The sequence below is a fragment of the Zooshikella ganghwensis genome, from assembly GCF_018263875.1.
GTDB lineage: Bacteria > Pseudomonadota > Gammaproteobacteria > Pseudomonadales > Zooshikellaceae > Zooshikella > Zooshikella ganghwensis.
Window position 1 is genome coordinate 80,472 of the sequence record NZ_JAEVHG010000004.1, and the last position, 20,400, is coordinate 100,871.

Here is a 20,400-nt window from a genome sequence, read left to right on the forward strand (position 1 = left end):
CTTAGAGGATATCAAGCACAAGGTTAAAAGTTGATTATACGTCTAAGGTCTTATATATTGACCATACAGCATTATATGGTTTACGAAATGAAATTAATAAGAAGGCAAAGCTCTGTGCAGATACACGATGAAGTGTTGCTCAGAGCCTAAATAACGAAATCTTCATCAGACATACTCTCAGCGAAGCGTAATATGCCCATAACAAAGGGTATACAATGGTGCGTAATTTCTCGTAGGGAGTTTATTGTCTGTGAAAAATTGTAAAAGGCCGGTGATGACACCTCATCACCGGCCTTTTTTATATCCGATAGTTAGATATAAATTAAATTGCAAAATCCTTGGGCCGGTACTTAGTTACCGGCTTTTTTTATGGTTTAAAAAATATGAGCTTACTAATAGTAAAAGACCTGACATACCAAATTGCAGAAAAACGTCTTTATCAACAGGCTAATTTTTCGCTGCACCATGGTGAACATCTTGGCGTAACGGGAGAGAATGGGGTAGGGAAAAGTACTTTGCTTAAACTACTGCGTTCTGAGCTTTTACCTGATCAAGGTGAAATCCTTTGGCAACCAGACATTATGATTGGCTATCTGGATCAGCACACGACCTTTGATCCTGAACTAACCATATTTCAATTTCTATCAAGCGCCTTTGAGGCATTATTTGAAGCAGAAAAAGTTTTGAATAACCTTTATGCACAGATGGCTACAGATACATCTTCTGCAGTGCTTAACCGTGCTGCGGAGTTGCAGTCTCTGCTAGAAAAAGAGCAGTTTTATAGTTTGAATTATCGTATTGAGCAAATTGCTGCAGGATTAGGAATTGATGTTTTGGGGATGGCCAGCAAGATGGGTAGTTTGAGTGGAGGACAGCGCCATAAAGTAATGCTAGCTAAATTATTACTTCAGCAACCTGAGGTTTTGCTGTTAGATGAACCCACAAACTTTTTGGATACTGCGCATGTAGAGTGGTTAGCTAACTTCTTGGCTAATTATGCTGGCGCTTTTTTAGTGGTTTCTCATGATATTAGCTTTTTGGACTCTATTGCGAATGGAATCTGCGATATAGATTATCAACAAATTAAAAAATATAAAGGTCATTATTCCAAAGCAATGTCTCAGAAAGAGCAGGAGCGTCTTCAGTTGCAAAGCCAATATGATGCTCAGCAGCGCCAAATACAAAAACTGGAAAATTACATTGCAAAAAATGGTGCTGGTGTGAATGCAAAGATTGCAAATGGTCGAAAAAAACAGTTAGCTAAAATCGATAGAATTGAAATAAACCAGCAAAAACAAATTTATTCTTTTACTTTTAAACACTCCCCACTCAATGCGCAGACTGTCATTGTGAGTCGAAAATTAGGTATTGGTTATACCTACTCATTATTGCCAGATCTGAACTTATATATTCAGCGCGGCGAGAAGATTGCGGTGGCAGGTTTTAATGGGGTGGGCAAATCTACGTTACTTAAGTCGTTAATTGGCGAGATTCCACTGCTTTCCGGACAGCTTGATATAGCTAAATCAATTAAATGGGGATACTTTGCTCAAGAGTTATATTGGCCTTACCCTGAATCTACGCCAGTACAGGTGGTATGCTCTGCAAATACTACGCTTACCAATAAAACAGCTCGAAAATATCTGGCTGAGTTTGGAGTGGCTGGTAGTAAAGCGGTACAACCTATACATACTCTAAGCGGTGGAGAACAAACCAAGGTGAAGCTGTGTTGCTTGGCGGTTGAAGAAAGCAATGTGCTGGTATTGGACGAACCGACAACACACCTGGATATAGAAATGAAACAAGCCTTGAAAGAAGCTCTGATTTGCTATCCGGGAACCGTTATTTTGGTGTCTCATGAACGGGAGTTTATTCAAGGCTGGCCGGACCGCGTAATTGATATTTCTTGTAAAGCGTTGGTTTAGCTGACGGTGAGGAGTAAACAACACGTTAAGTGCTTTGGACTGCTAGTATAAGAAAAAGCCGCTAGACAGGTCTTGTCTAGGGCCTGTTAACACTACTTGAATATCACTGTTATGACGGTAAAAGCACTAATCTAGGCGCGAAGAGTGAAGTTTAGTGGTTCTAAATGAACAATGAGCAACAACGAGTAGTGCTTTTACCGTCATAACCCTTCGGGCCGTGATTATTTTTCCACCTAGCAGTGTTACAAGTCATTTATGTAGAATGACTACACAGCATTCCTTGTGCCTTGCTAGGCGAAAAAATAGTCTACGGCAGTGGTGATTCAAATAGTGTTAACAGGCCCTAGCAGGCTAGAAGTTAATTAAGCAACGCTTGTATCTTTCGGCCTCTACCCATTGGCATTAAGCGTTGAAGCCACTACAATAGCGCGTTTTGCGGATAAGTCTCTTAGTCATGAAGTTTCCAGGCAAGCGCAAAGTTAAACACTACTTTCCCGTGGGCACGCCACGTCCCTTTTCCCCTGAGCGTGATCTTATTGCTGAAGCGGTCTATCCCTTGGTTGGTGTTGAGCAGACCTTGGTCGATATTGAAGCCCATGTCACCTACGAGTTTATGGAAAAGTATGGCATTCAGCCTGGCACCTCCGTTTTGCCGGCCCCTGACGTTGGTGAAGCAATCCTGGCTGACTTAACCAATCAAGGACTTATCCGTAATCAGCAAGCGGGTAGTACCATTGGTAATACATTACATAACTTTTCTATCTTGGCAGATGCGCCCGCTATTCAGCTAGGTGTCATGGCTGATCCCATTCATGTGGGTTCACCTGCTTATCACTTCCTTAGAACGACCAGTACCCGCGTTAACTTAGACTATATGCAACCAGTACGGAGTATTGGTCGTGCTTTGACCTTAATCACCCCAGACAGTGAGCGTAGCTTTGTTATTTTGCCTGGGGATATGGACTTGCTTAAAGCTGAGTCTATACCTGAAGAAGCCTTTGAGCGTGCTTCAGCGGTTGTGTTTAATGCTTATCTATTTCGTACGCGTGAGCATGGCACTATCTATGAGGCCATGGAAAAAAGTATTGAGCTTGCCAAAGCCAGAAACCTGCCTGTAGGCCTAACGCTCGGTACTCATTTTATGGTTTCTGAGTACCGTGATGAAATCGAAGACTTTATCCGTGCTCATGTTAATCTGGTTGCTTGTAATGAAGATGAAGCTGAAGCACTAACAGGTGAGTCAGATCCATTAGGGGCTATAGATAAATTATTAGATATGGCTGATATGGTATTGTTGACTGCAGGACCAGCCGGTTTATATTTTGGTGGGTACACTGATAAACAATGTGCGCGAATTACAAAATATCCTTTAAAATCAGGCGTTATCCCTGAATACAACCGCTATGAATTCTCTCGGCCATTACTCAAAGAAAATTGCGAAGAACCCATTAAAGTAATTTCCCACATAAGTCCGTTTATGGGGGGCCCAGAACGTATTGTAAATACCAATGGTGCAGGTGATGGAGCGTTAGCGGCTTTATTACATGATATGGCAGCAAATCGTTTCCACAATAAAGTTATGCCCAGCTCAAGCAAGCACGACCGCAATTATATGACATATTCTTCTTTTGCGCAGGTTTGTAAATACGCAAACCGGGTAAGCTATGAAATCCTTGTACAAAGCTCACCACGTTTAGCGCATGGCTTACCAGAGCGGGAAGACAGCTTGGAAGAAGCATATTGGGATATGTAATTATTTATAAGTAGCTTTGTTTCAATTGATTTAAAAAAGCCAGGATATTTGTTCCTGGCTTTTTATTTCAGGTGCTCTTAAAAGGCTATTCTTATATACAATTACTTTGATGTATAAGTAATGTTAGAAACAGCCAGCTCACACCATATGTCGATGTCACTTGTTAATTTCAAGCGTGGTAGTGAATTTGTATAAAACTCACCCAACCACTTTTTCGCTAACAAGTGCGTTAAGTTCTTGTTGCAAGCGCTTTTTGGGTTTGTGTTCAGAACGAATTCTAGCAATATGCTTTTCCCATTCCTTTAGGCGATTATTATTTTTATACACGACATACATTTTACGTAAATAATCGATGGCACTTATATAAGACCTAGCGTTTACTTCTGCAATTAATGACTCAACAATTTGCTCCCAAATTGTTAATGCAATGTTGGGGTGGCTGTTGGCAACGGCTTCTGCAATATCTTTTTGAAAGCGGCTATAACGGCTGATATGACTGTTATAACCTTCTTTTTGGCTTTTTAAATAGAGGGCTACCACATCATCATTACGCTTTTCGTGAATGACTATTGAAATGAGTAAGTCGTAATCAGGAAAAATCTTTTTAAACTTTTGTTCTTGAGGGTAGAGCACCTCAGGTTTAGGTAATGGCCAGTCTCGTTTACGATTATTTTTGGCTGTCAAATCAGGTCGCTGACCCGTTTCTAAATAATTAATAATTTTATTGCGAATCTCATCCCAGCAGTCTATTTTTTCACAAGCTTTTTGTAAAACCTGATAGGTATCTAGAGAAGGCATATTAAAAAAACTTTGCGCATGGTAAGCAGCGATTAAATCATACTGACAATTTTTTTTGGCCATTTCACATAATTGCTTTTGCAGTTGGCTTGCTATTCCTGGCGAATCCTCCAATGTTTTATAAAAACCATCAATACACCACTGTCGGGCTTTTTCGGCTTCACCGATGCTTAGTAATTCATCGACAAGGTCTTGGTAATTTTCGCACTGCTCCACTTCTGTTTCCAGTAGAGATACTATTTTTGCTGACTGACCACTGGCTTTTAGGGCGTCAATAATTTTTTCTACTAATTGCTTACGATAATAACGTTTAGAAAAACTTCTGTTTGCGGATAACGTAGGCATTACGTCTAATTTTTTTATAAGACTATCAGCAACGTGTTGCCAGTCAGTCGGCGTATATCTTGAAAAATCGAATTGATTAGAGGCAATATCTAATACGCCAATATCGTCATTTAACTGCCGATCAATAAGCCACAGTAGCTGATCTACAGGGGATAGGCTCGTATCAGGCAGTGCTTGTACAATAATTTCCATGCATTCGCCAAGCTCACTTGCTGTTTCACCTTCGTCATTGGCATTTTGTGCCTGGTCATAACTCAGCTGCCACAGATACTCCCCTAGTTGCAGAACATCATCTGCATGACCTTGCTTTAATAGTGCTTTTAATTGAATGCGAACAGGGGCATAATCTGGAATATTACTGTCATTGTCCCAGTGGTTAGACCAGGCATCGATTCGACTTAGTTCTTTTATTTTTTTGCGTAGTAATGCAACCTGTTGCTTAACACCACTATGATTAAAGCGATGACTTTCTAAAATTGTTTTTCTTATTTCAGGATATCTATTCGTTATTTCTATTAAGAAATCACATAGCTCTTCATGGCTTTTTTTAATCAGTACTTGATGTATTTTTAATTCATAATTGGAGAGTGTTGTTTCGCTATTAATTTCAGAAAAAGATTCGTCATCTTCATTGTCGTCATCATAAATCTCATAATAGAGATCATCATCTTCGGTGAGTAATGGAAATTTTTTTGCACTTTTTAAATACTGTCCAGCTTTCAAAATCAATGCAATAGCATGTTTACAATTTGCATAGTAAGGACAGCTACAATCAGCACTTAAATGGTTTTCTTTATCTAGAAGTATACGGGTTACATAAAACTCAGTGCCTTCAACTTCAGCAACCAACTCATCTTGTTCGGTGATAAAAATATCACCCACATAACCAATATAGCTTTTACCACGCTTAACAATAGAAACACTTGCCCAGTCGTACAAATCATTAATGGTTAGCTTTGGGATAAACTGATGAATACTTGTCATTGCAACACTCTTAACTCGTCCATTTGCCATTACTGGAGACAATTTTAGGTAGTCGTAGGTCCACAACTATACTCTGAACATTAGGTAATGAACATCTGTAGTATTAAGCATTAATGGTTATTGGTAGCTTGAAGGGCGTTAGTAGCAACAAGGCTACAGGGTTGATTGCTTCTTGTGCTGTACTGATGCACACGATATTTTAAACAATAGTTATTTTAAAGGTGCTAGCTGGCCCATTAGGCTGAGTGCTATGAAGAAATGATTATTGAAAGATATTGAGTGATTCGCGAAGGGTATGAGGGAAAACACGACGGATAAGATTATTTACTTCGCCCGTATCAGAAGGCCGTCCATGGCCTCTGCCCCTCACACTGCTCCCGGCAGTTGCTCCGTAAACAATCTCACCCGTCGTTTTGCCAACATTGTGCTTTAGGATTGTAAGCTTTGCTTAAGAGAGAACTTTGGTTTAGAAATGTCCTTTAGCTTACAGGAAGGCTGTTTTTTTGAGTTTTGCATTAACAAAGTGGTGCAAATGTTTTTCTCGCAGTTTTTAGAAATAAGAGGCAGAGAGTGTCGTAGAAACGTTTGGGGCCTTTTGTCGAGTGATGTATCATTGGCCTTATGTAAACAGCATATACACTTGGTAATAGGCTTATAGGCATGACATCCATCAATCAAGAATCTATCAACAAGGCCTTATGGGCAGCCTGTGATACCTTCAGAGGTACCATCAGTGCCGATACCTATAAAGACTTTATTCTAACTATGCTGTTCTTGAAGTACATCAGTGATGTCTGGCAAGACCATTATGAAGCATACCAAAAAGAACATGGTGATGAGCCGGCGTTGATTGAAGAGCTAATGAAGCAGGAGCGCTTTGTGCTCCCCAAATCCGCCAGCTTTTACACACTCTGGGAACACCGCCACGAGCCTGGTAATGGTGAGCGCATTGACCAGGCACTGCATGCCATTGAAGAAGCGAATGGCAACAAATTAAAAGACGCCGGTAAGAGTGTATTCCAGGATATATCTTTTAACACTGACCGGCTCGGTGAAGAAAAACAAAAGAACACTATCTTACGCCACCTGCTGGAAGACTTTGCCAAACCTGAACTCAACCTGAAGCCCAGCCGGGTCGGTTCACTGGATGTCATTGGTAATGCCTACGAATACTTAATCAAAAACTTTGCTGCCAGCGGCGGACAAAAAGCTGGTGAGTTTTATACCCCACCTGAAGTATCTGAGCTGATTGCTGAGTTGCTTGACCCAAGACCCGGCGATACCATTTGCGACCCAGCCTGTGGTTCCGGCTCGTTATTAATGAAATGTGGCCGAAAAGTAAAAGAGCACCACAACAGCAAAAACTATGAACTCTACGGCCAGGAAGCGATTGGCTCAACCTGGTCATTAGCCAAAATGAACATGTTTTTGCACGGTGAAGACAACCACAAAGTTGAATGGGGCGATACCATCCGCAACCCTAAATTGCTGGATAAAAACGGTAATTTAATGCTGTTTGATATTGTTACTGCCAACCCGCCCTTCTCGCTAGATAAGTGGGGGCATGACGAAGCAGAGCACGATAAATTCAGCCGGTTCCGCCGAGGCATTCCACCTAAAACCAAAGGGGACTATGCCTTTATCCTGCATATGATCGAAACCCTCAACCCCACCAGTGGCCGAATGGGTGTAGTAGTCCCCCATGGCGTATTATTCCGCGGCAGCAGTGAAGGGAAAATCCGCAAGCAATTAATTGACGAAAATTTATTAGATGCCGTAATTGGCCTGCCAGAAAAATTATTTTACGGCACGGGTATACCCGCCGCTATTTTATTATTTGCTCGTGATAAACAAGATGATTCCGTCATGTTTATCGATGCCAGCCGAGAATTTAAAGCCGGCAAAAACCAAAACCTACTTACTCAAGACAATATCGATAAAATCGTTAATACCTATCGTGGTGGTGAAAATGTCGATAAATACGCCTACGTCGCCAGTTTAAAAGAAATTCAAGAAAACGATTACAACCTGAATATCCCTCGTTATGTAGATACCTTTGAAGAAGAGGAAGAAATTGATTTGATAGCTGTGCGACAACAGCGGGAACAATTAAAGGCTCAGTTGGCAGAGCTAGAAGTGGAAATGGCTGGGTATTTGGAGGAGCTTGGTTATGGTGCCTGATAGAATTACTAGTTCAGATGAAAGCACGCTCTTGAATTTGGGAGGTGCACAATGAAACTTCCTACCGGATGGGAGCTCAAGCGTATAGAAGAAATAGCTGACGTGAAAGGCGGTAAACGTCTTCCAAAAGGTTATTCTTTAGTAAAAGAAAATACTGGATTTCCTTACATACGAGTCACAGATATGAAAAATGGAACTGTGGACGAAAGTGGGATCTTGTATGTTCCAGTAAATATTGCCCCTAAAATTTCTCGCTACATCATAAACAAAGATGACGTCTTTATATCTGTGGCCGGTAATGGATTGGGTATTACAGGGATTATTCCTGAGTCGTTGGATGGGGCAAACTTAACTGAGAATGCGGATAAGTTGACGAATTTAAAAATCAACCAGAAGTTCTTATTCGAGGTTTTACGCTCCCCCATTATTCAAAACAAGGTGGAAGCTGAGAAGACACAAAATGCTCAACCAAAGTTAGCATTAACAAGAATCAAGGGCTTTGAAATCCCAGTTCCTCCACTTTCCGAACAAAAAAAAATAGCCAAAATCCTATCCACCTGGGACAAAGCCATTACCACCACAGAACAACTACTAACTAATAGCACACAACAGAAAAAAGCATTAATGCAGCAGTTGTTAACAGGTAAAAAGCGTTTGCCGGGGTTTAGTGGAGAGTGGGAAAAGCTACATTTTTCAGATATTGCAGATCTTAACAAAAAAAAATTCAACCCTCAAAATGAAAGTGAAGAGAAAGAATGCATAGAGCTTGAACATATATCTCAGGGCACATCTGCTTTACTTGGATCAACTACAACACATAAGGCTGTTAGTACAAAATCTGTATTTACAAAAGGCTGCATTCTTTTTGGAAAACTAAGACCCTATTTGAGAAAGTATTGGTTAGCAGATCGAGAAGGTGTTTGTTCTACAGAAATATGGGTTCTCAGCGTAAATAGGAACAAGTCAATTCCAGAATATTTACACCAACTAGTGCAAATGGACTTTTTTATAGACTCTACCAATGTAGCATCTGGTACTCATATGCCTCGAGCAGACTGGAATGTTGTAAAAGACCTCATAGTTTTTGCCCCTGAACTAGAAGAACAACAAAAAATCGCCACTATACTCTCAACCGCTGACAAAGAAATCGAAATCCTCCAACAAAAACTCGATTGCTTAAAACAAGAGAAAAAAGCCTTAATGCAGCAATTATTAACCGGTAAACGCCGAGTTAACGTTGACGAGTTGGAGGTTGCTTAAATGGATTGGTCGGTGGAGGAGGTTTATCAGGAATTAATAGCGCTGGATGAACACCCTCGCATCGAGGCAAAACGCGCCACGCATATTGGCGACTCTATTATGCAAACGGTTTGTGCATTTGCTAATGAGCCTGGTCTAGGTGGTGGGTTTTTATTACTGGGTATTTCTGAGCCAGATGAAACACACGACAATTATTGGGTAACAGGTGTTACTGATACCGATAAACTACTGAACGAATTACAGGGCAATTGTCGTACCCAATTTGACTGTGCGATACCAGTCCAAAGCCAACATACCGCTATTGAAGGACAGCTGGTGATTGGTGTATTTGTGCCTGAGTTAGACCCAGCCGCCAAACCTTGTGGTTTTATTGGCAAACATGGCAGTAAAAATAAACGTAAAACGGGGGTATGGCGCCGCGGCTTAAATGGTGATTATGAATGTTCTCAACTAGAATTAGCACCATTATTACTGGCTAAATCGGGGATAAGTTTTGAGCAGGTTATTTTAGCTGATGCAGAATGGAATGATTTAGACCCTTCTGCCATTGAGCTTTACCGGCAACTACGCTCCCGAGTGCGCCCTCAAGCCGAAGAGCTGCAAGCCGGTGATGAGGAAATGCTACGTGCATTAAGGCTGGTAGAAAAACGTAATGGCAATTATCTACCCAATGTAGCTGGGCTATTGTTATTGGCTAAACCGCTCTCTCTACGTCGTTTACTGCCTGTCGTTAGGGTGGATTATGTACGTATTCAAGGCACCCAATGGGTAGAAGACCCAGACCAGCGCTTTGCAACGACCCAAGACTTTCGCGAACCGATTATTCGGCTAATTACCCGGTTAGAAGCCACTATTTTGGATGATATGCCTCGTCACTTCATTTTAAAAGAAGGCGAAACGCAACGGGCAGACCAACCATTACTGCCTCACAAAGTGGTTCGAGAGGCCGTAGTCAATGCACTTATGCATCGTGACTACCAAGTAAATCAACCAACCTTGGTGGTGCGTTACAGTAACCGGCTGGAAATTCGCAATGCGGGTTACTCCTTAAAGCCAGAAACCATGCTGGGTGAAATGGGCTCGCAGCTCCGCAACCCGATTTTAGCCTCCGTATTATATGACCTAGACTTTGCCGAAACCAAAGGCACTGGCATTCGCACCATGCGCCGCTTATTAACCGAAGCAGGGCTTACTGTGCCCGTTTTTACCAATCACCAACTGGAAAACCAATTTACTGCCACCTACTTATTACACCAGTTAATGGATGCAGAACAGCTGGAGTGGTTAAAGCAATTTTCATCCTTGCAACTAACCGATGTAGAAGCAAAAGCACTGGTGCTGGCGAAGGAAACGGGAACGATTGATAATGCCACCCTCCGTTCAATAAGTGGTTTGGATACTTTAGGTGCAAGCCAAGTACTCCGTCGTTTAAGCCACCAACTAGCACTTCTTGATAAAGCAGGCGCAGGACCTTCAACCTATTACCAGCTGTCTAGCAAAGTATCGGCTGATACAAATACAAGTGAGCTCGAAGCAAATACAAGTGAGCTCGAAGCAAATACAAGTGAGCTTGAAGCAAATACAAGTGAGCTATCTGAATCACTACAAAATGCCATCAGCCATCTAGGCCCTAAAGCACGGAAAAATAAACTGTGGCCAGTCATTTTAGAATTATGTTCTTTAGGCCCACAGAGTGCCGAGCAACTGGCTACTTATTTAGGCAAGCAGGTTAATTGGCTTAAAACCAGTCATTTAACCCCATTACGAAAAGAAGGGCTGATTAACTACCTTTATCCGGATGTAATCAAACACCCTGAGCAAGCTTATCAAATTACTCCTAAAGGGAAAGAGTGGCTCAAGGATCACCCCATTTAAATTTGTAACTCATTATTGAGTTGATGACTTAATTGAATTAAATATAAAGCAGTAGCCGTATAAAACAAGGACTTACCATGCAAGTCGGCCCAAAATTTCAAGAAGAATACAGTGCCAAAATCCCTGCGTTAACATTGCTGAGCAAACTTGGCTGGACACTTTTATCCCCAGAACAAGCATTAAAAGTCCGTAACAATAATGCTAACGATGTCGTATTAAAAAGTATCCTCAAGCATGAACTGCAAAAACGTAGCTTTGTATTTAATGGTAAAAGCCACAGGTTAAGTGATAAAGCAATCGACAATATGATTGGCATCATTGCCAGTCCAGCGCTTAACGAAGGTTTAATAGCGGCGAATGAAAAGCTCTACAACCATTTGCTCTATGGTATTTCAGTCACAGAGTTTATTGATGGTAAAAAAGTAAACCCAACCATCCCCCTGATTGATTGGCATAATGTTGAAAACAACAGTTTTCTCTTTACTGAAGAATTCACTGTGTTACGCAGTAATGGCATAGAAAGTCGCCGACCTGATATTGTTTGTTTTGTGAATGGTATTCCTTTTGTTGTTATTGAAGCAAAACGCCCAGATAGCCAGGCCAAAAAAGGCCCAACTGTTGAAGAAGGGATTTCTCAATGCTTGCGTAATCAGCGCAATGATGAAGTGCCACATCTATTTGCCTACAGCCAAATATTGCTATCAATTAATGGAACTGATGGGCGTTACGGCACCTGTGGTACACCGGCAAAATTTTGGGCAACCTGGCGTGAAGAAGATATCAGTGAAACTGAAATGACAGGTTTGAAAAACCAAAAACTTACCACTGAACAAAAAATAGCTATTTTTAGTCATCGACCAGCGAAAGACACAGATTGGTATGAAACACTCATTGCTAGCGGCGAACTGATCGTAACAGGACAAGATAAATTACTTATTAGTTTATTAACGCCTAAGCGATTACTAGAAATGACCCGCTTCTTTACCTTGTTTGATAAAAAAAAAGGGAAAATAGTCGCCCGTTATCAACAGGTATTTGGCATTAAGCGCTTAATTGAGCGCATCAGTACTCATAATAATAAAGGCGGTCGTGAAGGTGGCGTGATTTGGCATACGACAGGCTCAGGCAAGTCGTTCACTATGGTGTTTTTAAGTAAAGCATTAATATTACATGACGCACTTAAGCAATGTCGTATTGTAGTCATAACCGACCGGAGAGATCTTGAGAGTCAACTCAGTAGTACTTTTATGTCCAGCGGAGAACTTGCGGCAAAAAAAGATAAAGCTGTTGCTATGGCAACATCAGGGCAACGCCTGGCGGAACAGATTGGTCAAGGTAATGAGCGTATTATTTTTTCATTAATTCAGAAGTTTAATAGCGCCACTCAGCTACCGGTTTGTAAAAATAATAGTGCTGATATTATTGTGTTGATCGATGAAGGTCATCGCAGTCAAGGCGGTGAAAACCATATTAAAATGAAGCAGGCATTACCTAATGCCGCATTTGTTGCATTTACAGGCACGCCACTATTAAAAGAAGACAAAACGACCAATAAATTTGGCCCCATCATTCACGCTTACACCATGCAACGTGCAGTGGAAGATCAGGCAGTTACACCTCTGCTTTATGAAGAACGTATCCCTGATCTCGATGTGAATGAGCGAGCAATTGACAGCTGGTTTGACCGTATCACTGAAGGTTTGACGAGCGAACAAAAGACAGACTTAAAGCAAAAATTTGCTAAAAAAGGACAAGTCTATCAATCTAAAGACAGACTGCGCTTAATCGCATTAGATATTGCCAATCATTTTGTGAGAAATATTGATGAGGGTTTAAAAGGCCAACTGGCCTGTGATAGTAAAGAATCAGCTATTAAGTATAAACAATATTTAGATGAGGCAGGGTTATTTGAAAGTGCAGTGGTGATGAGCCCACCGGATACTCGTGAAGGTAACACAACTGTTGATGAAGCTTCAATGCCAGAAATAACACAATGGTGGAAAGAGAATGTAGGTAATCAGGAAGAGCAAGCCTACACCAGACAAGTGATTGAGCGCTTTAATAAAGACGATGAGCTTAAAATATTGATTGTTGTGGATAAGCTGCTGACGGGTTTTGATGAGCCAAAAAACACAGTACTTTATATCGATAAACCACTTAAAGAACACAACCTCATCCAGGCTATAGCGCGAGTGAATCGTTTGCATCCACAAAAGAAGTTTGGCCTGTTAATTGATTATCGTGGTATTTTAGCGGAGCTTGATACCACTATCCAAAAATATCAGGACTTAGCATCTCGAACCCAAGGAGGCTATGATATTAATGACATTGCTGGCCTCTATAATCAAATGAATACTGAGTATAAGCGTTTGCCCCAGCTCTACAAAAAGCTTTGGAGTATTTTTAGTGGCGTTAAAAATAAAAGTCAAATTGAACAATTACGTCAGGTATTAATCCCAAAAATTGTTGAAAGGGATGGTGAGCTAGTTGATGCTAATTTAAAAGTACGTGATGACTTTTATGAGGCGCTTACCGAGTTTTCCAGTTGCCTGAAAGTGGCATTACAATCCGCCACCTTTTATGAAGATAAGAGTTTTACCGATGAAGATCGTCGCCACTATAAAGAAACAGTCAAGCAACTGTCTAATTTACGCCAAGTAGTCAAACGAGATACTGGTGAAACCGTTGACTATGATGAATATGACAGCCAGGTGAAAAAACTGTTAGATAAGCACGTAGTTGGAGTAGAGATAAAAGAGCCTGAGGGTGTTTATGTGGTTAATAAAATGGGTCAACAACAAAAACCAGAACAATGGAGCGAAGAAAAAACGCGTAATGAGACGGATATTATAAAAACACGAGTTACTAAAATGATTGAGCAGGATTTACGTGATGATCCTTATGCTCAGGAAGCATTCTCAAAGTTACTGCGTAGAGCGATTGAAGAAGCTGAACAGCAATTTCACCACCCACTCAAGCAGTATTTAATTTTTCATGAACTTGAAGAAAAAGCCAAAGCGCGTCAATTAGATGATATACCCAAGACACTGGCAGGAAATATCCATGCGCAAAAATATTTCGGCGTGTTTAAGAAAGTATTACCAGCAGCTTTTTCAGTACTAAGTGAAAATGAGCAACAGACTTGGGTTAATTTGGCCTTTAAAATAGAAACACTGGTCGAAAAGGCTGTTGAGGAAAATTCCATTAACCCACAAAATATAGAAGCGGCTATTCGTAAGCAATTATTACCTATATTATTTCAAGAATGCAAAACTATCGGTAGCGGTATAGACCAAGCAAAGGCTATAGTAGAGTGGGTGGTACAAATCACTCGTATTGGTATATCTGAAGCTTAACAACCTAAAGTGTCTTTAACACGAATGAGTGTAACGATTGAGTCCAGTCAAAAAACACCAGTGCTAGCGTTTCACTATGGCGACGAGCACATTGCTTTTGAGCGTACCTATCGCATGAGCAATGCCCAACGGGTATTAATTAAAGTACACCCTGATTGTAGTGTATTAGTTCATGCCCCCGCAGCAGCCAGTGATGAAGATGTATTAAACGCGGTTAAAAAGCGTGCTCGCTGGATTTACCAGCAATTGCGTGATTTTCGTGCTCAGCTCACTCATGTTGTTCCACGCCAGTATATTAGTGGTGAAAGTTATTACTATCTTGGTAAACAATACATGTTGAAAGTCACTGCAGATCCTGGTGCCAAACAACAAGTAAAGTTGTTACGTGGCAAGCTTGAAGTGACTGTTCGCCAAAAAAATCCAGAAAAAGTACGAGAGCTATTGGATATGTGGTACAAATCTCGTGCTCAAGAAGTATTTGCTAAACGTTTATGTGCCATTTTAGAGCAAGCCCTGTGGGTAACTGAGCAGCCTCCATTACGCCTTCGCATCATGAAAACCCAATGGGGCAGTTGCTCCCCCAACGGCCGCTTAACTCTTAACCCGCACTTGGTTAAAGCGCCTAGGGAGTGTATCGACTATGTTATTCTTCATGAGCTTTGCCATATAGCAGAGCATAACCATAGCCAACGATTTTACCGTTTAATGAGACAGGTGATGCCTAACTGGGAAAAGGTAAAATCAAGATTGGATGACATGGCAACTATGCTTCTCAATGGAGTTTGTTAGTAATTCCTATACCTTTTTGATGTTCTTTTCGTCACAATCTTTATAACATTTTGTTGCTTAATACTGAGCTTATTAAAATAGCAGTAGCATTTCACCAGCCTATGGAAGGAATAAACATGGCAGTTTGGTTAATTCGAGCCGGTTCAAGTGGCGAATTTGAGCAAAAATTCATTCAAGAGAATCGCGTGTACCTCACTTGGGATGAACTTAAGCAGAATTTAGCTGATTTACAGCAACGTTCAGAGTTACTGGCGGTGCTTGAAGGGTTATATAAAGATTCAAAACCTAAGCGCTTAATTAACTATGTGAGTCAACTTTGGCCGTTTGCACATAAGATGAATGTTGGCGACTATGTGATCTTGCCTTCAAAATCTCAACCGGTGATTTATGTTGGAAAAATAAACTCTGACTATCAGTTTAACCCTGCAGGTCCTGATCCATTTTTTCATTGGCGACAAGTGAATTGGATGGATGAACCTATCCCACGCTCGCACTTTTCCCAGGACTTATTAAATAGCTTTGGTGCCTTTATGACGATTTGTCGTATTCAGCGCAATAATGCAGAGCAACGGATTCTAGCAATGGAAGCTAATGGTTGGCAGGCTGAATCTACCCAACAAATTATTGCTCCAGGCAATACCGAAAAAGAACAAGATGCTGATGATGAAAGTGCTAATGTTGATTTGGAAGAACTTGCCCATAATCAAATTGTGCAGATGATTGAAGCAAAGTTTAAAGGCCATCATTTAACTCGCTTGGTTCGTGCTCTTTTAGAAGCACAAGGTTATACGACGTGGCAAAGCCCTGAAGGTTCGGATGGGGGCGTGGATATTTTAGCAAGTGATGGCCCCATGGGATTTGGGCATCAAAATATCTGTATTGAAGTAAAGTCCGGTAGTGAGCTGGTTGATCGACCTACTGTGGATAAGTTGCTTGGTGCTATGTCGAAATTTGGTGCGAATCAATGCATCTTTATTGCCTGGGGAGGCTTTCGACGAAATGTACAAAAAGAACTCGCGGGTAGTTTTTTCCGTATAAAGTTATGGAGCCAACAAGAGTTACTTGATCAATTATTTACTCATTACGAAAAATTGGATGAATCGATTAAAGCTGAGCTACCACTGAAGCGTGTTTGGATGGTTGCAACGGTTGAGTAGTGACATAGGTAAAAATTAGATTTTTTATACATGCGTTGGGTGCTTTTAGGCAATAAATGCAAATAAATTACACTTATTTCATTTAATCAGCAGGGCTTGTTTATAAGTAGCGCAGTTGTAACATTTAATAGCCAGCTTGTTTCATATAGAAAATATTGGCGCTAATAAGAGAACGATAAAATGAAAGTTGGACGTAATGATCCTTGCCCTTGCGGGAGTGGCAAAAAATATAAGCGCTGTTGTATGGATGCAGTTTCAAAACAGTATTCAGAAATTGCTGATGATATTTCACAAGCCATTGCTATGAATCCGACGCTGACAGAGGACGAGTTAAACCGCTTAGCTCAGCAAAAAATGGTAGAGCGTAATAATCGCCCCATTGATGATTTTTGTGGTTTGTCGCCGACACAAATGTCGAATTGGCTATATGCTCCCTTTAATGAACTAACTGACGTTAAGATAAGTGTACCTAGTGATTTGTCGGCTAGCCCTGTTATGCGTTATTTATCTGTGATGCTTGATGCTATGGTGGAGCAGGGAGGTTCAATTAAAGCAACAGCGAAAGGCAATCTACCAGCTAAGTTAGTGCAGCAAGCGAGCGCCTTACTGCCTGAATTTGCCGTGGCTGAATTTGAGACCATGCCCAGCATCAGTGATTATACTGGAAGTAACGAAGATAAATTTAATGCTTTGCATTATACCCGTGTCTTGGCCGAGTTAGCGGGCATTATTAACTTTGAGCGTGGGCGGTTTCACCTGAGTGATGGCATACTAAAACAATATCAGCAGCAAGGGATAGCAGGCTTCTTTCTGCCCCTTCTAGAAACAGTAGTTGAACAGTATAACTGGGGATATTTGGATGGTTGGTCTGATGATGTAAGCCTAAAATCATTTTGGTTGTTTATGCTCTGGCGATTGCAATCACATGGTTCATTGGAACGGTTAATTAAAGACGTTGAAACTGCGTTTCCCGATTTGGTTAAACAGGTGCCAAAGAGCAATTATAGTTCTCAACAAGATCTGTTAGGTGTTTTGATCGAGACTCGTTTCATTGAACGTTTTTTGCAGTATTGGGGCTTTGTGACCATGGACCCGAAAAGGTTTAATAACGGTGAGCCAGTGTCACCTAAGATTGCCATTTTGCCGTTGTTAACACAGAGCTTTAAATTTTTGGTTTAGATATTAATTGCTAGATTTGGATTGATCCTTACCTGGTTGAAAATATGAGCTTAAACACAATGGTTAGCGTACTCAATATCAAAAATATTTAATTAAAGTTAATTATTGGCAACTTACTTTTAGAAAAAGCCATTTTTGAATGACTATCTGGCCGGTTAGGGCAAAGGCTAAGGCACACAACATTTATTTTGGGATACAATAGTATCTATTATTGGGCTTTTACGACTATAATGGATACTATTATATCCATGTTTCTTGTGCTATGACTCGACTCTTATTGATAGATGATACTGATGTTCAGAAGGCTTTTGCTGCTCACCTGCGTGGTTTACGTGAACGTGCAAAGCTAACCCGCGATGCGTTGGCTGCACGTAGTAGTGTTCCTACCCCGACAATCAAAAAATTTGAATTAACTGGACAAATCTCATTTAGGCAGTTATTGCTTCTTTGGCAGAGTTTGGATGATCTTCAACGTTTGTATGCGCTAACACAAAGCACAGCAACTGACTCTGTCATGCCAACCACAATTGATGAGGTGCTCAAAGATGAGCTTTAAGCCAATTTCAAAGCTCACTGTATTGCGCACTTTAGCTACTGGAGAGGTTATAACCGTTGGTGTGTTAGCACAAAATCGACAAGGTGTTTTTTTTCAATATGACTCAGGTTACCTGAGTAGTTTTGGCTAACTTTTCTGCTATTGCCAAAGACTTTGGTGTACATCCTAGAACCATTAAGTTGATAGCTAAGCAGTTAGCAACCATTAGGGAGGAAAATAAAGGATTGTTGAAGCGTAGTTTTTTGTAAAGCTAAAAGATGTGGCTGCAATTCTTATCCGAAACTGAGGCTAAAAAGCCCTGCATTTATTTTATTTAATCAGCAGGGCTTTTTTGTAGACAATTATTAAACTAAAAAAAATTATTCAATATTCTGTACTTGCTCGCGAATTTGTTCGATCAGTACTTTTAAATTTACAGCACTTTGTGTGGCTGAGGTGCTGATAGATTTTGAGGCAAGGGTGTTGGCTTCGCGATTCATTTCCTGCATAAGGAAGTCCAGTCTACGACCAATAGCGCCTTTTTGTTTTTTGAAGGTGTGTTGCACCTCAGTCACGTGAGTTTGTAGTCGATCCATTTCTTCATCAACATCCGCCCGCTGGGTAATCATGACCATTTCTTGCTCAAGACGCGTTGGGTCTAATTCAAGCTTGATTTCCTCAAAGCGTTGAAGGATTTTTTGCCGCTGTTGATCCAGAATTTCAGGCATCGCTTGTCGTACATTGGCGACTTCTTCGCTAATAGAGGCAAGTCGTTGTTCAATATGTTGTTGTAACTCTTTGCCTTCACGCTGGCGGTGTTCAACCAACTGCTTGAGTGCTGCTTCAAAGTGGGTGAGTAGCGTTTGTTTCATGGTGTCGCGATCTACTTCATTTGCTTGAAGCACTCCAGGCCATTGTAAAACGCCTAACATATCGATGGGTTGCACGCTGTTGAACATGGGAGTAAGGCGGCTACAGGTATTGGCGAGCTTTTCAGCTAAGGCTTCATTAACGGTAAATTCTTCAAGTAAGCCTGGGGCGATTTCATAACGTAACTGACATTCCAGTTTGCCACGAGAGACAAATTTACGGATTCGCTCTCGCAGGGCAAACTCTAGATCACGAAAGCCTTCTGGCAGCCTGAAGTGTGGTTCTAGAAAACGATGGTTAACTGAGCGAATTTCCCAGCTCAAGGTGCCCCATGATTCTTGTGCTTCCAAGCGGGCAAAGGCTGTCATGCTGCATGTCATGTATGATTTCCCAAATTTGCTGTTGTGTGAACGAGGATTACCTCATTTTTGGCACTGACGCATTTCTGCTTAAAAGTAGATGCCAATAGGGTTTTGTAAACTGGTTGTGGATTGTACCTTAGCATAGTCTCTTCGCGAATTACGCTTAGATCAATCTTTTAGGCATCAGTTGCGTTGTGCTCGGCTCATTTATAGTTATGAAGTGGTAGCGATAATGCGAAGCCGCAACGGTAAGGTATATAATGACTAGTCATTGTATCTTCCCGTTTAAACAAGGAAACACTATGCGTCCAAGTGGTAGAACTCCCGATCAGCTTCGCGAAGTGACCATTACCCGAAACTATACCAAGCATGCTGAAGGCTCTGTTTTAGTGGCCTTTGGTGATACAAAGGTTATTTGTAATGCGACAGTTGAAGAAAATGTGCCTCGCTTTTTGAAAGGTGCGGGTAAAGGTTGGGTTACTGCTGAGTACGGTATGTTACCTCGCTCTACTGGCGAGCGTATGGCGCGAGAAGCATCACGTGGTAAGCAGGGTGGGCGAACCTTAGAAATTCAGCGGTTAATTGGGCGCTCATTAAGAGCTGCAGTGGACCTTACCAAACTAGGTGAGCGCACTATCTATGTTGATTGCGATGTCATTCAGGCTGATGGCGGCACTCGTACTGCTTCGATTACGGGGGCTATGGTGGCGGTGATCGATGCATTGCAAACTTTACAGCAAAAGAAACTATTAGCGACTGACCCACTATTACACTTTGTAGCCGCTGTTTCTGTTGGTGTTTATCAAGGTGTGCCTGTACTTGATTTAGACTATGCCGAAGACTCGAATGCGCAGACTGATATGAATGTGGTCATGAATGAAGAGGGTGGGCTGATTGAAGTGCAAGGTACAGCAGAAGATGCCGCATTTACACGCCAAGAAATGAACCAAATGTTAGATTTGGCCGAAGCAGGTATACAACAGTTGATTGCTTGTCAGCGAGATGCGTTGGCAGGCGTGTTTATGCCTTAG

General features: G+C 41.2%; 14 protein-coding genes. 12 read left to right on the forward strand and 2 right to left on the reverse strand.

Annotation, left to right across the window (positions count from 1 at the left end; all coding sequences use genetic code 11):
- Positions 1-383: 383 nt before the first annotated feature.
- Both KHS79_RS08045 and KHS79_RS08050 read left to right on the forward strand, forming a co-directional pair.
- Complete coding sequence (locus tag KHS79_RS08045; RefSeq protein WP_212718186.1) at positions 384-1,925, forward strand: ABC-F family ATP-binding cassette domain-containing protein; 1,542 nt, start codon at positions 384-386, stop codon at positions 1,923-1,925.
- A gap of 454 nt (positions 1,926-2,379) precedes the next feature.
- Positions 2,380-3,678, forward strand: coding sequence for an inosine/guanosine kinase (locus KHS79_RS08050; protein ID WP_212718188.1), 1,299 nt, complete (start codon positions 2,380-2,382; stop codon positions 3,676-3,678).
- Positions 3,679-3,876: 198 nt separating this feature from the next.
- Here the strand turns inward: KHS79_RS08050 and KHS79_RS08055 are convergent, their stop codons facing one another.
- A complete protein-coding gene (locus tag KHS79_RS08055; RefSeq protein ID WP_212718190.1) occupies positions 3,877-5,805 on the reverse strand; it encodes an SWIM zinc finger family protein in 1,929 nt (642 codons plus the stop codon).
- Between the two features lie 660 nt (positions 5,806-6,465).
- Between KHS79_RS08055 and KHS79_RS08060 the strand changes: the two genes are divergently transcribed.
- From KHS79_RS08060 to KHS79_RS08100, 9 genes are all read left to right on the forward strand, one after another.
- Complete coding sequence (locus tag KHS79_RS08060) at positions 6,466-7,986, forward strand: type I restriction-modification system subunit M (RefSeq protein ID WP_212718192.1); 1,521 nt, start codon at positions 6,466-6,468, stop codon at positions 7,984-7,986.
- Positions 7,987-8,037: 51 nt separating this feature from the next.
- Entirely contained in the window at positions 8,038-9,246 is a 1,209-nt protein-coding gene (locus tag KHS79_RS08065; RefSeq protein WP_212718194.1) for a restriction endonuclease subunit S, read from the forward strand.
- Entirely contained in the window at positions 9,247-11,121 is a 1,875-nt protein-coding gene (locus KHS79_RS08070) for an ATP-binding protein (RefSeq protein ID WP_212718196.1), read from the forward strand. It abuts the gene before it with no gap.
- A gap of 77 nt (positions 11,122-11,198) precedes the next feature.
- Complete coding sequence (locus KHS79_RS08075; protein ID WP_212718197.1) at positions 11,199-14,477, forward strand: type I restriction endonuclease subunit R; 3,279 nt, start codon at positions 11,199-11,201, stop codon at positions 14,475-14,477.
- 24 nt (positions 14,478-14,501) lie between these two features.
- Positions 14,502-15,266 carry a M48 family metallopeptidase gene (locus KHS79_RS08080; RefSeq protein WP_212718198.1) on the forward strand — a complete coding sequence of 255 codons (765 nt, stop codon included), beginning with the start codon at positions 14,502-14,504 and terminating at the stop codon, positions 15,264-15,266.
- Between the two features lie 116 nt (positions 15,267-15,382).
- The gene (locus KHS79_RS08085; protein ID WP_212718199.1) at positions 15,383-16,423 is read left to right on the forward strand and encodes a restriction endonuclease; all 1,041 of its coding nucleotides are present in this window, start codon (positions 15,383-15,385) and stop codon (positions 16,421-16,423) included.
- 180 nt (positions 16,424-16,603) lie between these two features.
- Positions 16,604-17,602 carry a YecA family protein gene (locus KHS79_RS08090; RefSeq protein ID WP_212718200.1) on the forward strand — a complete coding sequence of 333 codons (999 nt, stop codon included), beginning with the start codon at positions 16,604-16,606 and terminating at the stop codon, positions 17,600-17,602.
- Between the two features lie 262 nt (positions 17,603-17,864).
- On the forward strand, positions 17,865-18,158 hold the full coding sequence (locus KHS79_RS08095) for a helix-turn-helix domain-containing protein (protein ID WP_212718201.1): 294 nt from the start codon (positions 17,865-17,867) through the stop codon (positions 18,156-18,158).
- Positions 18,148-18,288: a hypothetical protein gene (locus tag KHS79_RS08100; RefSeq protein WP_212718465.1), complete on the forward strand. Its 141-nt coding sequence runs from the start codon at positions 18,148-18,150 to the stop codon at positions 18,286-18,288. Before KHS79_RS08095 ends, KHS79_RS08100 begins: the two co-directional genes overlap by 11 nt.
- 229 nt (positions 18,289-18,517) lie before the next feature.
- Here the strand turns inward: KHS79_RS08100 and KHS79_RS08105 are convergent, their stop codons facing one another.
- Positions 18,518-19,387 carry a YicC/YloC family endoribonuclease gene (locus KHS79_RS08105; RefSeq protein ID WP_212718202.1) on the reverse strand — a complete coding sequence of 290 codons (870 nt, stop codon included), beginning with the start codon at positions 19,385-19,387 and terminating at the stop codon, positions 18,518-18,520.
- A gap of 284 nt (positions 19,388-19,671) precedes the next feature.
- On the opposite strand from KHS79_RS08105, the gene rph reads away from it, so the two are divergent.
- Positions 19,672-20,400 (forward strand): ribonuclease PH, encoded by a 729-nt coding sequence (rph, locus tag KHS79_RS08110; protein ID WP_212718203.1) that lies wholly within the window; start codon positions 19,672-19,674, stop codon positions 20,398-20,400.

Excerpts from the sequence above, each read along its gene's own strand:
- KHS79_RS08060 (WP_212718192.1), top strand. The coding sequence starts at position 6,466 with ATGACATCCATCAATCAAGAATCTATCAACAAGGCCTTATGGGCAGCC.
- KHS79_RS08070 (WP_212718196.1), top strand. The coding sequence starts at position 9,247 with ATGGATTGGTCGGTGGAGGAGGTTTATCAGGAATTAATAGCGCTGGAT.
- KHS79_RS08050 (WP_212718188.1), top strand. The coding sequence starts at position 2,380 with ATGAAGTTTCCAGGCAAGCGCAAAGTTAAACACTACTTTCCCGTGGGC.
- KHS79_RS08095 (WP_212718201.1), top strand. The coding sequence starts at position 17,865 with ATGACTCGACTCTTATTGATAGATGATACTGATGTTCAGAAGGCTTTT.
- KHS79_RS08085 (WP_212718199.1), top strand. The coding sequence starts at position 15,383 with ATGGCAGTTTGGTTAATTCGAGCCGGTTCAAGTGGCGAATTTGAGCAA.
- KHS79_RS08080 (WP_212718198.1), top strand. The coding sequence starts at position 14,502 with ATGAGTGTAACGATTGAGTCCAGTCAAAAAACACCAGTGCTAGCGTTT.
- KHS79_RS08105 (WP_212718202.1), bottom strand. The coding sequence starts at position 19,387 with ATGACATGCAGCATGACAGCCTTTGCCCGCTTGGAAGCACAAGAATCA.
- KHS79_RS08045 (WP_212718186.1), top strand. The coding sequence starts at position 384 with ATGAGCTTACTAATAGTAAAAGACCTGACATACCAAATTGCAGAAAAA.
- rph (WP_212718203.1), top strand. The coding sequence starts at position 19,672 with ATGCGTCCAAGTGGTAGAACTCCCGATCAGCTTCGCGAAGTGACCATT.
- KHS79_RS08055 (WP_212718190.1), bottom strand. The coding sequence starts at position 5,805 with ATGACAAGTATTCATCAGTTTATCCCAAAGCTAACCATTAATGATTTG.
- KHS79_RS08065 (WP_212718194.1), top strand. The coding sequence starts at position 8,038 with ATGAAACTTCCTACCGGATGGGAGCTCAAGCGTATAGAAGAAATAGCT.
- KHS79_RS08075 (WP_212718197.1), top strand. The coding sequence starts at position 11,199 with ATGCAAGTCGGCCCAAAATTTCAAGAAGAATACAGTGCCAAAATCCCT.
- KHS79_RS08100 (WP_212718465.1), top strand. The coding sequence starts at position 18,148 with ATGAGCTTTAAGCCAATTTCAAAGCTCACTGTATTGCGCACTTTAGCT.
- KHS79_RS08090 (WP_212718200.1), top strand. The coding sequence starts at position 16,604 with ATGAAAGTTGGACGTAATGATCCTTGCCCTTGCGGGAGTGGCAAAAAA.